This is a genomic window from Streptomyces achromogenes (assembly GCF_030816715.1).
In the GTDB taxonomy this organism is placed as follows: Bacteria; Actinomycetota; Actinomycetes; order Streptomycetales; family Streptomycetaceae; genus Streptomyces; species Streptomyces achromogenes_A.
Genome location: NZ_JAUSYH010000001.1, coordinates 1,546,070 through 1,560,348 on the forward strand (window position 1 = coordinate 1,546,070; position 14,279 = coordinate 1,560,348).

11 protein-coding genes and 3 pseudogenes are annotated in these 14,279 nt (G+C 74.2%); 11 read left to right on the plus strand and 3 right to left on the minus strand.

All coding sequences use genetic code 11. From position 1 onward, the window contains the following. Positions 1-23: 23 nt before the first annotated feature. The 6 genes from QF032_RS06945 to mug all read left to right on the plus strand — a co-directional run bounded on the left by QF032_RS06945 (position 24) and on the right by mug (position 6,094). Entirely contained in the window at positions 24-485 is a 462-nt protein-coding gene (locus QF032_RS06945) for a GNAT family N-acetyltransferase (protein WP_307055439.1), read from the plus strand. A gap of 218 nt (positions 486-703) precedes the next feature. Beyond that, complete coding sequence (locus QF032_RS06950) at positions 704-2,041, plus strand: hemolysin family protein (protein WP_307055441.1); 1,338 nt, start codon at positions 704-706, stop codon at positions 2,039-2,041. After that, on the plus strand, positions 2,038-3,051 hold the full coding sequence (locus QF032_RS06955) for a hemolysin family protein (RefSeq protein WP_306954368.1): 1,014 nt from the start codon (positions 2,038-2,040) through the stop codon (positions 3,049-3,051). Before QF032_RS06950 ends, QF032_RS06955 begins: the two co-directional genes overlap by 4 nt. Before the next feature lie 70 nt (positions 3,052-3,121). Then, on the plus strand, positions 3,122-3,907 hold the full coding sequence (locus QF032_RS06960; RefSeq protein WP_307040884.1) for an SGNH/GDSL hydrolase family protein: 786 nt from the start codon (positions 3,122-3,124) through the stop codon (positions 3,905-3,907). A gap of 193 nt (positions 3,908-4,100) precedes the next feature. Next, the gene (gene purB, locus QF032_RS06965; RefSeq protein WP_307040886.1) at positions 4,101-5,546 is read left to right on the plus strand and encodes an adenylosuccinate lyase; all 1,446 of its coding nucleotides are present in this window, start codon (positions 4,101-4,103) and stop codon (positions 5,544-5,546) included. Next, positions 5,543-6,094 carry a G/U mismatch-specific DNA glycosylase gene (gene mug / locus QF032_RS06970; RefSeq protein ID WP_306956201.1) on the plus strand — a complete coding sequence of 184 codons (552 nt, stop codon included), beginning with the start codon at positions 5,543-5,545 and terminating at the stop codon, positions 6,092-6,094. The genes purB and mug overlap by 4 nt, the downstream gene beginning before the upstream one ends. A gap of 210 nt (positions 6,095-6,304) precedes the next feature. Here mug and QF032_RS06975 read toward each other — a convergent pair. After that, positions 6,305-6,599: pseudogene (locus tag QF032_RS06975) on the minus strand (ABC transporter permease); the annotation flags it as partial. A gap of 21 nt (positions 6,600-6,620) precedes the next feature. Between QF032_RS06975 and QF032_RS06980 the strand changes: the two are divergent. Both QF032_RS06980 and QF032_RS06985 read left to right on the plus strand, forming a co-directional pair. After that, positions 6,621-6,830 (plus strand): annotated as a pseudogene (locus QF032_RS06980) (response regulator transcription factor); the annotation flags it as partial. 97 nt (positions 6,831-6,927) lie between these two features. Then, a complete protein-coding gene (locus QF032_RS06985; RefSeq protein WP_307040889.1) occupies positions 6,928-8,085 on the plus strand; it encodes an ROK family transcriptional regulator in 1,158 nt (385 codons plus the stop codon). A 266-nt stretch (positions 8,086-8,351) separates the two neighbouring features. Here the strand turns inward: QF032_RS06985 and QF032_RS06990 are convergent, their stop codons facing one another. After that, positions 8,352-9,110 carry a GntR family transcriptional regulator gene (locus tag QF032_RS06990; protein ID WP_306954362.1) on the minus strand — a complete coding sequence of 253 codons (759 nt, stop codon included), beginning with the start codon at positions 9,108-9,110 and terminating at the stop codon, positions 8,352-8,354. A gap of 256 nt (positions 9,111-9,366) precedes the next feature. Here QF032_RS06990 and QF032_RS06995 point away from each other — a divergent pair, with 256 nt between their 5' ends. After that, entirely contained in the window at positions 9,367-10,197 is an 831-nt protein-coding gene (locus QF032_RS06995; protein ID WP_306954360.1) for an alpha/beta fold hydrolase, read from the plus strand. A 45-nt stretch (positions 10,198-10,242) separates the two neighbouring features. Here the strand turns inward: QF032_RS06995 and QF032_RS07000 are convergent. After that, positions 10,243-11,079: pseudogene (locus QF032_RS07000) on the minus strand (DMT family transporter); the annotation flags it as partial. A 48-nt stretch (positions 11,080-11,127) separates the two neighbouring features. Between QF032_RS07000 and pdxR the strand changes: the two are divergent. Together pdxR and QF032_RS07010 are read left to right on the plus strand one after the other, a co-directional pair. Beyond that, positions 11,128-12,567: a MocR-like pyridoxine biosynthesis transcription factor PdxR gene (gene pdxR, locus QF032_RS07005; protein ID WP_307055443.1), complete on the plus strand. Its 1,440-nt coding sequence runs from the start codon at positions 11,128-11,130 to the stop codon at positions 12,565-12,567. A 184-nt stretch (positions 12,568-12,751) separates the two neighbouring features. Continuing rightward, positions 12,752-14,173, plus strand: a complete 1,422-nt coding sequence (locus QF032_RS07010; RefSeq protein ID WP_307055445.1) for a GNAT family N-acetyltransferase — start codon at positions 12,752-12,754, stop codon at positions 14,171-14,173. The last annotated feature ends 106 nt before the right edge of the window (positions 14,174-14,279 follow it).

Below are 14,279 nucleotides of genomic sequence, written 5' to 3' on the forward strand. Positions count from 1 at the left end.
GTCGTCCGTGATGGGATCGCCGTATGTCTGATCTGCGTATACGGGCGGCGACGCCCGAGGACCTGGACGCCGTGCTGGCCTTCTGGAAGGCCGCCGCCGAGGGCACGAGCATCAGCGACGACCGCAGCGGGGTGGAACGGCTCGTCGCCCGCGATCCCGAGGCGCTGATCCTCGCCGAGCAGGACGGCGAGGAGGGCGCCGAACGGGACGGCGCGCAGGGCGTCGAGCTCGTCGGCACGGTGATCGCCGGGTTCGACGGGTGGCGGTGTCATCTGTACCGGCTGGCGGTGCACCCGGAGCGCCGCCGTCAGGGCATCGGCACGTCGCTGCTCGCGGCCGCGGAGGAGCGGTTCGCGCGGCTGGGCGGGCGGCGCGGGGACGCGATGGTGCTCACCGGCAACGAGACGGCACATCATGCCTGGCGCGCCGCGGGGTACGCGCCCGAGGAGAAGTGGCGGCGCTGGGTCAAGCCGCTCACCGGCTGACCCGGCCCGCCCGGACCACTTTGCCGATCCTTTACCCTTGGGGGTCGTGCGGATCACCCGCACGGTCCCCGACGACCTCATGAAAGGTGTGAGCGTCCGCCCATGGGCGAGCCTCCCCGCACCCGTTCCCGTGCACGCTCGGGAACCCGCGCGCGTTCCCGCGCCCGTTGTCGCGCGCTCCGTCCCGCCCTGCCCGATCCTGGGACGGAGGAGACCCGATGACCGAAGTGCTGCTGCTCCTGGTGGCGATCCTGCTGTCGTTCGCGTGCGGCGCCTTCGTCGCCGCCGAGTTCTCGTTGACCACGGTCGAGCGCAGCGAGCTGGAGCGGGCGGTGGAGCGCGGCGAACGCGGCGCGGCCGGGGCGCTGAAGGCGGTGCGCAACCTCACCTTCCAGCTCTCCGGGGCCCAGCTCGGCATCACCGTCACCAACCTGGTGGTCGGCATGCTGTCCGAGCCGTCGATCGCCCGGCTGATCGCCGGGCCGCTGGAATCGCTCGGTCTGTCCGACTCCACGTCGAGCTCCGTCGCGCTGGTGCTGGGCACGGCCCTGTCGACCGTGTTCCTCATGGTCGTCGGCGAGCTGGTGCCGAAGAACTGGGCGATCTCCTCCCCGCTCGCGGTGGCCAAGAGCGTGGGCAACGGGCAGCGCTGGTTCAGCGCCGCCTTCCGGCCCTTCATCAGTCACCTCAACGACACCGCGAACCGCATCGTGCGCCGCTTCGGCGTGGAACCCACCGAGGAGCTCGCCGCCGCCCGCGGTCCCCAGGAGCTCGCGGCCCTGGCCCGGCACTCCGCGCGGGAGGGCGCCCTGGAGGCGGACACCGCGGAGCTGTTCGTGCGGACACTGAACCTGGCCGACCTCATGGCGGAGAACGTGATGACCCCGCGCGTGCAGGTCATCGCCCTCGACGCGACGGCGACCTGCGAGGACGTCGCCAACGCGACCCGGGCGACGGGCCTGTCCCGTTTCCCCGTGTACCGCGGGAACCTCGACTCCGTGGTCGGGACCGCGCACATCAAGGACGCGCTGGCGGTGCCCGCCGGGCGACGCGCGCGCGTGCCCGTCGCCGAGATCATGCGCGACCCCCTCCTCGTCCCCGAGTCGCTCACCGTGGACCGGCTGCTGGACCGGCTGTCCGGCAAGCGGACGATGGCCGTCGTCATCGACGAGTACGGCGGCACCGCGGGCGTGGCGACGCTGGAGGACATCGTGGAGGAGGTCGTCGGCGAGGTCCGCGACGAACACGACCCGCACGAGACGCCGGAACTGGCGCACGCGGGCACCGACGACGACGGCCGCGCCCTGTACTCGGCCGACGGCGCCGCCCGCACCGACCAGCTCGCGCGCGTCGGCCTGCACGCGCCCGAGGGACCGTACGAGACGCTGGCCGGGCTCGTCGCCACCGAGCTGGGCCGGATACCGGCCGTCGGCGACACCGTCGAGATCACCGGGTGGCGGATGGACGTGGTGGACGCCTCCGGCCGCCGGGCCGCGCGCGTGCTGCTGCACGCCCCGCTCGCAGACGCCACCCGCGTGGAAGGGACCGCACAGTGACCGCCGTCCAGTTGCTCATCGGGCTGGCGACACTCGTCGTCAACGCGTTCTTCGTCGGCGCCGAGTTCGCGCTGATCTCGGTCCGTCGCTCCCAGATCGAGCCGTACGCCGAACAGGGCGACCGGCGCGGGCGCAGCGTGCTGTGGGGACTGGAGCACGTGTCCGCGCTGATGGCCGCGGCGCAGCTCGGCATCACACTGTGCACGCTGGTCCTCGGCGTGGTCGCCGAGCCGGCCATCGCGCACCTGCTGGAGCCGGTGTTCCACGCGGTCGGAGTGCCCGAGGGCGCCGGACACGCGGTGTCCTTCGTGATCGCGCTGGCCGCCGCCACCTATCTGCACATGCTGCTCGGCGAGATGGTGCCGAAGAACATCGCGCTCGCCGAGCCGGTGCGCAGCGCCCTGCTGCTGGGGCCTCCGCTGGTCACGCTCGCCCGGGCGCTGCGGCCGGTCATCTTCGCGATCAACGCCTTCGCCAACGGGCTGCTGAAGCTGCTGCGGATCGAGACGAAGAACGAGGTCACCGCGACTTTCTCGGACGCGGAGCTGGCGCAGATCGTCCGGGACGCCGGCGAGGCCGGCCTCATCGACGACCGTGCCCAGGAACGTCTGCACGACGCGCTGGAGCTGGGCCGCCGACCGGTGCGGGACGTCGTCCTGCCGCTGGAACGCGTCGTCTACGCGCGCGTGGGCGTCACTCCGGAGGGGCTGGAGCAACTGGCGGCGGAGACCGGGTTCTCCCGTTTCCCCGTGGTGGACGAGGGTCGCCGGATCGTCGGCTACCTGCATGTGAAGGACGCGCTGGACGCCTCACCGCGGGACCTGGCGTTCGCGCTGCGGGACATGCGGCCCATCGCGCGGGTACGGGAGGCGACGCCGCTGGACGACGTGCTCACCGCGATGCGGGGCAGCCGGACGCATCTGGCGGCCGTGCTCGGCTCCGACGGCAGGCTGGCCGGCCTGGTCACCATGGAGGACGTGCTCCAGGAGCTGTTCGGACAGCGGGCGTAGCCGTCCGTCGGCCTCGGGCGGCATCCGACCGACCGACGGGTATGAGACTCGGGCTACCATCGGTGTCGCCATGCAGACGAACACGATTCCCCCGTACTCCAGTTTGGTCGCCGTCGGCGACTCCTTCACCGAGGGCATGTCGGACCTGCTGCCCGACGGCTCCTACCGAGGCTGGGCCGACCTCCTCGCCGCGCGGATGGCGGCCCGCACCCCCGGCTTCCGCTACGCCAACCTGGCGGTGCGCGGCAAGCTGATCGGGCAGATCGTCGAGGAACAGGTGCCGGTGGCCGCCGCGATGGGCGCCGACGTGATCACCCTGGTCGGCGGCCTGAACGACACCCTGCGCCCCAAGTGCGACATGGGCCGGGTCAAAGGCCTGCTGACCGAGGCGGTGGAGCAGCTGGCCCCGTCCTGCAAGCAGCTCGTGCTGATGCGCAGTCCGGGCCGGCAGGGGCCCGTCCTCGAGCGGTTCCGGGCGCGCATGGAGGAGCTGTTCGTGTGCGTCGAGGAGCTGGCGGAGCGGCACGGCGCGCTCGTCGCCGACCTGTACGGCGCTCCCTCGCTCAGCGACCCGCGCATGTGGGACGTCGACCGGCTGCACCTGACGCCGGAGGGCCACCGCCGGGTCGCCGAGGCGGTCTGGCAGACCCTCGGGCACCAGGCCGAGGACGCCGACTGGCACCTGCCGATGCCGGCCACCCTGCCCCCGGGCTGGGCAGCCCGGCGCGTCGCGGACGCCCGGTTCGCCCGGCAGTACCTGCTGCCGTGGATAGGCCGCAGGCTGACGGGCCGGTCCTCCGGGGACGGCCTGCCGCCCAAGCGCCCCGACCTCCTGCCGTACGAGAGCCAGGCGTAGGCGGACGAAGCCGCTCCGCACGCGGGACCAAGCCGCTCCGCGCGCGGGATGACGCCCCGGGGCGCGCGGGGTGGCGCCGGGCCGCGCGCGGGGTGACGCCCGGGGCGCGCGCGGAGGTGACGCCGGTCTCGTAGGTTCCGCCGAACCGGACCGCTGCGCCGACCTGCACGAAGCGCCAGTAGAATCCCTCCACGTGACTTCCGCTGCCGCCGCCAAGCCCCGCATCCCCAACGTCCTCGCCGGACGCTACGCCTCCGCCGAGCTCGCCACGCTCTGGTCCCCCGAGCACAAGGTGAAGCTGGAGCGTCAGCTCTGGCTCGCCGTGCTGAAGGCCCAGAAGGACCTCGGGATCGAGGTGCCGGACACGGCGATCACCGACTACGAGCGTGTCCTCGACACCGTCGACCTGGCTTCGATCGCCGAGCGCGAGAAGGTCACGCGCCACGACGTGAAGGCCCGCATCGAGGAGTTCAACGACCTCGCCGGGCACGAGCAGGTCCACAAGGGCATGACGTCCCGCGACCTCACGGAGAACGTCGAGCAGCTCCAGATCCGCCTGTCGCTGGAGCTGGTCCGCGACCGCACGGTGGCCGTCCTCGCCCGGCTGGGCAAACTGGCCGGCGAGTACGGCGAGCTGGTCGTCGCCGGCCGCTCGCACAACGTGGCCGCCCAGGCCACCACGCTCGGCAAGCGGTTCGCGACCGCCGCCGACGAGCTGCTCGTGGCGTACGGCCGGGTCGAGGAGCTGCTCGTGCGCTACCCGCTGCGCGGCATCAAGGGCCCGGTCGGCACCGCCCAGGACATGCTGGACCTGCTGGGCGGCGACGCCGCGAAGCTGGCCGAGCTGGAGGACCGGATCGCCGGCCACCTGGGCTTCTCGCAGGCCTTCACCTCCGTCGGCCAGGTCTACCCGCGCTCGCTGGACTACGAGGTCGTGACCGCGCTGGTGCAGCTCGCGGCGGCCCCCTCCTCGCTGGCCAAGACCATCCGGCTGATGGCCGGGCACGAGCTGGTGACCGAGGGCTTCAAGCCCGGCCAGGTCGGCTCCTCCGCCATGCCGCACAAGATGAACACCCGCTCCTGCGAGCGCGTCAACGGCCTGATGGTCATCCTGCGCGGCTACGCGTCGATGACCGGCGAACTTGCGGGCGACCAGTGGAACGAGGGCGACGTGTCCTGCTCGGTGGTGCGCCGGGTCGCGCTGCCGGACGCCTTCTTCGCGCTGGACGGCCTTCTGGAGACCTTCCTGACGGTGCTCGACGAGTTCGGCGCGTTCCCGGCCGTCGTCGCGCGGGAGCTCGACCGCTACCTGCCGTTCCTGGCCACCACGAAGGTGCTGATGGGCGCGGTGCGCGGGGGCGTCGGCCGTGAGGTGGCGCACGAGGCGATCAAGGAGAACGCCGTGGCCTCGGCGCTGGCGATGCGGGAGCGGGGCACCGAGCGCAACGAGCTGCTGGACAAGCTGGCCGCCGACGAGCGTCTGCCGCTGGACCGCGCCCAGCTGGACGCGCTCATGGCCGACAAACTGTCGTTCACGGGCGCGGCGGCGGCCCAGGTGGCCACGGTCGTGGGCCGGATCGAGGAGATCGTGAAGCAGCGGCCGGAGGCGGCCGGTTACACGCCCGGAGCGATCCTCTGACGCGCTTCACCCAGGCCGAGCTGGAGGCCGCCCGCGACCGTCTCGTACCGGACGTGATCGCGGACGGTCTCCGTGTGCTGTTCTGCGGCATCAACCCGGGTCTGATGACGGCGGCCACCGGCCACCACTTCGCCCGCCCGGGCAACCGCTTCTGGCCGGTGCTTCACCTGTCCGGCTTCACTCCGCGACTGCTGAAGCCGGCGGAGCAGGAGGAGCTGCTCGCCCACGGGCTGGGCATCACCAACGTGGTGGCGCGGGCGACCGCCCGGGCCGACGAGCTCACGGCGCGGGAGTACCGGGACGGCGGGCGGGTGCTCGCGGACAAGGTGACGCGGCGGAGACCCCGGTGGCTGGCGGTGGTGGGCGTCACCGCGTACCGGGCGGCGTTCGACGACCGCAAGGCCGTGGTGGGCCCGCAGGAGCGCCGCATCGGCGACACCCGCGTGTGGGTGCTGCCCAACCCCAGCGGGCTGAACGCGCATTGGACCACCGCGACGATGGCCCAGGAGTTCGCACGGCTGCGGCGGGCGGCCGAGGAGGAGGACTGACTGCCGTCAGGGCGGGTCGGACTCCGTGACGACGACGAGGAGCTGTATCCCGTCGCCGGGATCGAGACCGACCACACCCAGGCCGCCCACCGGCCCCGCCGTCCCTCTTCCTCCATCCTCCACAGACGGATCTCGCCCTGACCGCCCGCCACCGACAAGTGGCGCGCCGTCAGCCGCCTTCCCGCCTCGTACGTGCCGTGGCGTCCCGCCTCAGGCGTCACGCCGTCGGATCTTCCACGCCCCGGCCGCGACTGCGGCCGCCCTCCACAGGGCGGTCACCGCGAGCCCCTGCCACGGGCCCAGGGTCCCCGTCCGCCGTGCCGTGCAGCACCGCCTGACCGGCCCGGTCCGGCAGGAAGTCGGCGACAGTCCCGGACACGCCGCCGACGACGAAGGACACGATCAGCAGGGAGGGCACGAGCAGGGCGAGCGTCGCCGTTCCGCTGCGCAGGACTGCCGTCAGGCCTGCGGCGAACAAGGCCATCAACGCGAGGTAGGCGGCGCAGATGCCGCTGATGGACGGGAACTGGAACGGGCCCGGCTGACCGAGCGGGAAACGGACGTGCTGCGGCTGATGACCCGGGGCTTGTCGAACGCGGAGATCGCCGCACGGCTCGTCGTCGGGTCGGAGACCGTCAAGTCGCATGTCAGCGCGCTGCGGGCGAAGCTCGGGGCGCGGGACAGGACGCAGGCGGTGATCACGGCGTACGAGTCGGGGTTCGTGGAGCCGCGCTGAGCGGGCGCGGGGGTGTCGGGGCCGGCCGGGCACTCGCCGGGGTGCGCCGCGCCGAGTACGATCCGCCCAACACGCGCACGAGCTGGGAGGACGGACGTTGGGGCGGCTGACCGGCGGGGACCCCTCGCTGCTGCGGAGGATCAATTCCGCGGTGGTGCTGCACGCGCTGCGTGCCGCGGACTGCGCGACGCTCACGGAGATCACCCGCGTCACCGGGCTGTCCCGGCCGACGGTGGAGGGTGTCGTCGAGGATCTGATCGCGGCGGGGCTCGTCGTAGAGAAGGCTGCGGACGAGAGCGTCGCCCGGCGCCAGGGGCGGCCCGCGCGACGGTTCCGGTTCCGGGCGGAGGCGGGGCATCTGCTGGGTCTGGAGATCGGGGCGCACCGGGTGGCCGCGCTGCTCTCGGACCTGGACGGCCGCGTGCTGGGCGCCCAGGTCAGGGACGTCGACGAGGCGGCCCCGCCGGACGAACGGCTGGAGCGGCTGCGCAACGCGGTCGCCGAACTGCTGCGCCGGGCGGGCGTCCCGCGCAGTTCGCTGCGGGCGGTCGGGGTCGGCACGCCCGGGATCGTGGAGGCGGACGGCACGGTACGGCTGGGCACCGCGCTGCCCGAGTGGACGGGGCTGCGCCTCGGCGAGCGGCTGAGCCGTTCGTTCAAGTGCCCGGTGCTGGTGGAGAACGACGCCAACGCGGCGGCCGTCGCCGAGCACTGGAAGGGTTCGGCCACCGAGTCCGACGACGTCGTCTTCGTGCTGGCCGGGCTCAGCCCGGGGGCCGGCGCGCTGATCGGCGGGCGGCTGCACCGCGGGTACGGCGGCGCGGCCGGGGAGATCGGCGCGCTGCATCTGCTGGGCCGTGAGGCGACCCCGGAGACGCTGCTGTCCACGACGGACGAGCCACTGCACCCGCTGGACGAGCAGGCCGTCGCGAAGGTGTTCGCACAGGCCCGGGGAGGCGACCGGCGGGCCCGGGCGGCGGTGGACCGCTTCATCCAGCGGCTGGTGCACGACGTGGCCGCGCTGGTGCTGGCGCTCGACCCCGAGCTGGTCGTGGTCGGTGGCTGGGCGGCCGGTCTGGACGGTGTACTGGAGCCGCTGCGCGCCGAGTTGGCACGCTACTGTCTGCGGCCGCCGAGGGTGGCCCTGTCGATGCTCGGGGAGGCGGCGGTGGCGACGGGGGCGCTGCGGCTCGCCCTCGATCACGTGGAGGAGCAGTTGTTCGCGGTGGAGGGGACGGTCACGGCGCGGCGGTGAGACCCGGCTCGGAGCACCGCCGTCCGTCACGGGTGAAACGCCGGGCGCCCCGGGGGAGTTCCGGGGCGCCCGGGAGGGCGGCTGCTCGACCGGCGGGCGGCGTCCGCGGGTGGCCGGGGGCCTTCGCGGGTGGCCCGATGGTGTCCGTGTCCGCGAGTGGCCGATGGTGTCCGCGGGTGGCCGGTGGCGTTCGCGGGTGGTCCGGTCGGACCCGCCGCAGGCTGTTCAGGGAGCCTGCGGCACGCGGTCCGCGACGGACGCGGCGCTCAGGAGGCCTGCCGCTCCTGACCGTGGAGGATCTCCACGCCGGACGCGCCGAACGTCAGCCGGCAGGTGTCCGCGCGGTACGTGGCCACGGAGAGCGCGGCGGTACGGCCCTCGGCGAAGTAGCGGGTCGTGACCACGAGGACGGGCGCGCCGGGGAGCCGGTCGAGTTGCCTGGCGTCGTCCGCGCGGGCCGAGCCCAGTTCCACGGCGCTGTCCTGGCCCTGCAGTTCGAGGCGGTGCAGCTCGCGCAGCACCACGCGCGCGCGTGCGGCCTCGGACGAGGCGTCGATCGCGCTGAGTTCGGGCGCCGACGTCTGCGGGACGTACAGCAGCTCGGCGGCCACGGGCTGACCGTGCGACACCCGTGAGCGGCGCACGATGTGCACGCTCTGCTCGCGCGGGGTCTCCAGGGCGGCGGCGACGGCCGCGGGCGGCGCCGCGAGCGTGCAGCCGACGGCCTGCCAGGCGTCCTCCCCCACGCCCGGCCAGACCCGCTGCTCCGTGCCGACGGCGACGCCCATCCGGGGCGGCGCGACGGTGGTGCCGACACCTCGGCGGCGCTGCAGCCGGCCCTCCAGCTCGAGTTGTTCCAGGGCCTGCCGGAGCGTCGCGCGGGCGACGCCGAAGCGGGCGGCCAGCTCACGCTCGTTGGGCAGGATCTCGCCGACGGAGAACTCGGAGTCGAGCGCCTCGCTGAGCACGGTCTTGAGATGCCAGTACTTCGGTTCCGGCACCGATTCCAGTTGCGTGGTCCCCACCCTGTCCTCCGCAATCGCCGTGGTCCGGCGGCGTTTTCGCGCCTTTGTTTATTAAAGGTTGTTGTACTTCTCTCGCGACCATAGGACGGCCCCCACCCTTGGTCAATACCAATCCTCCAACCCTGTGGCGGCCGAGGGGAAAGCGCTCGCTACACGTCCGGAATGGCAGGATTACGCGTAGGGCTACCCGCCGGTAGTAATTGCTGACAAACTGTCTACGGCGTCTGCCGGCCCGCTGTCAGAACGAGGAGCTCCCATGCCCGCCACCGTCTCCTTCACGGTCCCCTCCGCCGAGGGCCCGCTGCCCGTCACGGTCTCCTACGCGCGCGTGGGCCGGGGCGAACCGCTCCTCCTGTTGCACGGCATCGGGCATCACCGGCAGGCCTGGGACCCGGTGGTGGACATCCTGGCCGCCGAACGCGACGTGATCGCCGTGGACCTGCCCGGTTTCGGCGTCTCCCCCGCCCTGCCGGACGGGCTCGCCTACGACCTGCCCACCACGGCCGCGGTGTTCGGCGCCTTCTGCGAGGCGCTGGAGCTGGACCGGCCCCATGTGGCGGGGAACTCGCTCGGCGGTCTGCTCGCCCTGGAACTCGGCCGCGAGAAGCTCGTACGGTCCGTCACGGCGCTGTCCCCGGCCGGGTTCTGGTCGGAGGCCGAGCGGCGCTACGCCTTCGGCGTGCTGGTCGCGATGCGGCAGATCTCCCGCCGGCTGCCGCTGCCCCTCGTCGAGCGACTGGCGCGCACCGCGGCCGGCCGCACAGCCCTCACCAGCACCATCTACGCCCGCCCGGGCCGCCGCTCACCCGAGGCCGTGGTCGCCGAGACGCTGGCCCTGGCCCAGGCCACCGGGTTCGACCAGACGCTGCGCGCCGGCACCGCCGTCCGGTTCACCGACGACCTGCCCGGCATCCCGGTCACCGTCGGCTGGGGCGCCCGCGACTGGCTGCTCGTGCGCCGCCAGGGCGTCCGCGCCAAGCAGGTCATCCCCGCCGCCCGCCTCGTGCGGCTGCCCGGCTGCGGCCACTGCCCGATGAACGACGACCCGGCCCTCGTCGCGCGCGTGATCCTCGACGGCAGCCGCTGACCCCGCGCGGACGCGCGACAGGGCGCCCGCGCCCACCGCGACGCCGGCCCCGACCAGGGCGCTCCCCACGGCCTGGCCGGGGCCGTACGACCCCGCTCCCACCAGCGGGGCGGTGCAGGCGGCCGCCACCGGGATGAGACCGGAGAAGAGCGTGGCGCGCTCCGCGCCGATCCGCTGCACGCCCATGTACCAGCACACGAAGCCGACGACGGTGACGACCGCCGACTGCCACAGCAGCGCGGCGCTCTCCCCGCCGTCCGGCCGCCGCAGCCACCCGCCGCCGTCGAGCAGCAGTCCGGCCGCCGCCGACTCCACCGTGGCGAGCCCGCACACCGTGGCGGACAGCAACCGTGGCCCCAGCGGCCGCAGAACGGGCACCGCGAGCACCGCGAAGCCGACCTCCCCGGCCAGCGCGCACACCGACCAGGCGAGACCCGCGCCGTCCGTCCGGCCCCAGCCCTGCACCGTGAGCGCGCCGACGGCGACCAGCGTCGCCCCGTACAGCACCGTGCGCCGGGGCCGTCGCCCCTCCGCCGCCGGCACGACGACGGCCACCACGATCGGCGCGCAGCCCACGAGGACGCCCGGGACGGCGGGTTCCGCGGAGCGTTCGGCGGCCAGCACCGCGAGGTTGAAGCCGACCATCCCGACGGCCGCGAGCAGCGCGAGCCGCACCCACAGGCGCGGGGTGAGCGTGCGCAGCCGGGCGCCCGCGCCCGCCCCGGCGAGGGGCACGAGCAGCAGACAGGCGAGGCCGTAGCGCAGGGCCTGGCCGCCCGCGTACGGGTAGGCGCCCAGGACGCTGTTGGCGGTGAAGGATCCTCCGACGAGGACGCAGGCGAGCGCCGCGAGCAGCGACCCGCGCAGAGCGGTGACGTTCATGGAATCCGACGCTAGGAGCGGGGGCGGCACGGTTTAAGGTCCACTTCCATGACGTCATCGGGGACCAATCCCGAAGGGCCCACGCCGTCGGCGGCCTGGGAGGTGCTGCTGCCGGCCGCTTCCGCGCCGGCACGCGCGCGTGGCCGCGCCCTGCGGGCCGCGCTGCGGGACGCGGTGCGCTCCGGCCTGCTCGCGCAGGACGCCCGTCTGCCGTCGAGCCGGGACCTGGCCGCCGACCTCGGGGTCTCACGCGGGCTCATCACGGAGGCGTACGAGCAGTTGACGGCCGAGGGGTATCTGCGCAGCGGGCGCGGCGCGGGCACGTGGGTGGGCGGCGCCGTCCGGGCCGCCCGGCCACGCGCGCGTGACCTCGCTCCCCGCGCACCGGGCGCGCGGGCCGACTTCGTGCCGGGGACGCCGGACCTGTCGCTGTTCCCGCGGGCCGCGTGGGGCGCCGCGCATCGGGCCGTACTGGCCGAACTGCCCCACCACGAGCTGGGCTATCCCGACCCGCGCGGGCTGCCCCGGCTGCGCCTCGCGCTCGCCGAACTCCTCGCCCGCCGCCGGGGCGTGGTCGCCGACCCGGAGCGCCTCGTGGTCGTCTCCGGCGTGGCGCAGGCGAGCGCCCTGCTCGGCCTCGCCCTGCACGCGCGCGGGACGGCCGCCGTCGGCGTGGAGGACCCGGGGAGTCCCCAGCACAGCGCCCTGTACGCAGGGGCGGGCGTCACGGCCGTCCCCCTGCCGCTGGACGACGAGGGCCTGGCCCTGGGCCCGCTCCGGTCGTCGGGCGTACGGGCCGTGGTGACGACGCCGGCACACCAGTTCCCCACCGGGATCGCGTACTCCGCGCGGCGGCGCGCCGAGTTGCTGGACTGGGCGAGGTCGGTGGACGGCTTCGTCCTCGAGGACGACTACGACGGCGACTTCCGCTACGACCGCGCCCCCGTGGGCGCCCTGCAGGGCCTGGACCCGGAGCGCGTGGCCTACACCGGGTCGGTCAGCAAGTCCCTCGCGCCGGGGCTGCGCCTCGGCTGGCTGCTCGTGCCCGAGGCGCTGACCGAGGCGGTCGTCGAGCGCAAGCGGACGACGGACCTGGGTCATCCGGCCCTCGACCAGGCGCTGTTCGCCCGGTTCGTGGAGCGCGGTGACTACGACCGCCAGCTGCGCCGCTGCCAACGCGCCTACCGCGAACGGCGGGACGCCGTCGTGAACGCGCTCGGCGAGCACTTCCCCGGGGCGCTGGTGTCGGGCGTCGCGGCGGGACTGCACGCCATCGCCGAACTCCCGCAGCGCTACGGGCCGCAGGAGCGGTTCCTCGCCCGGACGGCCGCCGCGGGCGTCGGCGTCCGCGCCCTGAACCAGTACGCACACGCGCGCGTGCCGCACGACGACGGGCCCGTACGCCTCGTGCTGGGCTACGCGCACCTGTCGCCCCCGCGCATCCAGGAGGGCGTACGCCTCATGGCGGAGGCCGTCGCGAGCGGGTGACGCGCGGGGCGCGCGGCCGGAGGCCGCCGGCCGACGAGCAGCAAGCAACGGGCGGCGGAGCGGCGGGGCTTGTGCCATGTGCCCTAGGGTGATGGAATGCTAAACAAAACGGGCATTAGCATCCTTTACCCACCGGTCACACACCGTTCGTGATCACGCAACACAGTTCCTCCACAGTGGCCGCATGACTCGAGACCTGACTCATGTGCGCGCGAGGCACGGACGCCCGGTGCACCACTGGCGGCGGGACGTCGTGGAACTCGCCGCGCTCTTCACGGCCGTCGCGGTGGCCGACGGAGTGGCGAACCTGGTGGGCCACGGTCCGGACGGCCCGGTGCTGCTGGCGGTGTCGGCGGCGGCACTCGCCGCCACCGCCGGGTTCCACACCTGGTGGGCACGCCGCCACGGCCATGCGCCGCCCGCCGGCGATACCGGCGCCCGGCCGCGCTCCGAGGAGCCGCAGGCCGGGCCGTCCGCGCTCCCCTCGCCGGACGACGAGGCGAGCACCCTGTGGCGGATGCGGACGACGGTGCGGGACGCCCCGGGGTCACTGGCCGCGCTCTGCGCGGCGCTGGCCGGGCGCCGGGTGGACATTCTGAGCCTGCAGACGCACCCGCTGGGCGCGGACACCGTGGACGAGTTCCTGCTGCGGGCCCCCGGCGGGCTCGCGGCGGGCGAGATCAACCGGGCCGTGGCGCTGGGGGGCGGCCGTGCCACCTGGATCGAGCGGGCCGACGCCCACGATCTGGTCGACGCGCCGACCCGGGTCCTCCAGCTGGCCACCCGTACCGCCCTCGACGCCGCGGAACTGCCGCTCGCGCTGCGGCAGTTGCTCGGCCGCTGCACGATCCGCTCGCTGCCCGCGGCGTCCGGCCACGACGACGCGGGAACGGCGGGCGTGCCGGTGGAAGGCGTGCTGGAGGACACCCTGCTGCGCCTGCCGACACCGGACGGCGGTGTGATCACGGTGGAGCGGCCGTATCTGCCGTTCACCCCCACCGAGTTCGCCCGCGCGCGTGCGCTGGTGGAGCTGGACGCGCGGCTCGGCCCGCGGGTCCCGCGCGGCCAGGACGTCCTGACGCTGTCCGAGGGCGAGGACATCACCGTCCGCCGGGCGGACACCGGTGACGTGACGGCGGCGAGGGACATGCACGAGCGGTGCTCCGCGCGCACGCTCCGGATGCGCTACCACGGGCCGGTCGGCGACGCGGACCGCTATCTCAACCACCTGCTCAGCCCGCGATTCGGCCGCACTCTCGCCGCGCAGACGCGGTCCGGCCGCATCGTCGGCCTCGGCCACCTGCTGTGGGACGGCGACGAGACGGAGGTCGCGCTGCTCGTCGAGGACGGCTGGCAGCGGCGCGGCATCGGCGCCGAACTGCTCGGCCGGCTGGTGGCGATGGCCGGGGAGGCGGGCTGCGGGAGCGTGTACGCCGTGACGCAGGCCTCCAACACCGGCATGGTCGCCGCGATGCGCGGCCTCGGACTGCCCCTCGACTACCAGATCGAGGAGGGAACCCTGGTCGTCACCGCCCGTCTGGAGAAGGCCGGAGCGGCACGGGCGACGTCCGAGCAGCGCTACGAGGAACGCGCCCGCCGCGACTGAACGTCCGTCCGTGAACGGCAGGGCGGGCGGCCCGGCGGTGCGGTGCCGCCGGGCCGCCCGCACAGGCCCTCGGTGCTGGTGGGCTCGCGTATTCGACTGTCGCCAG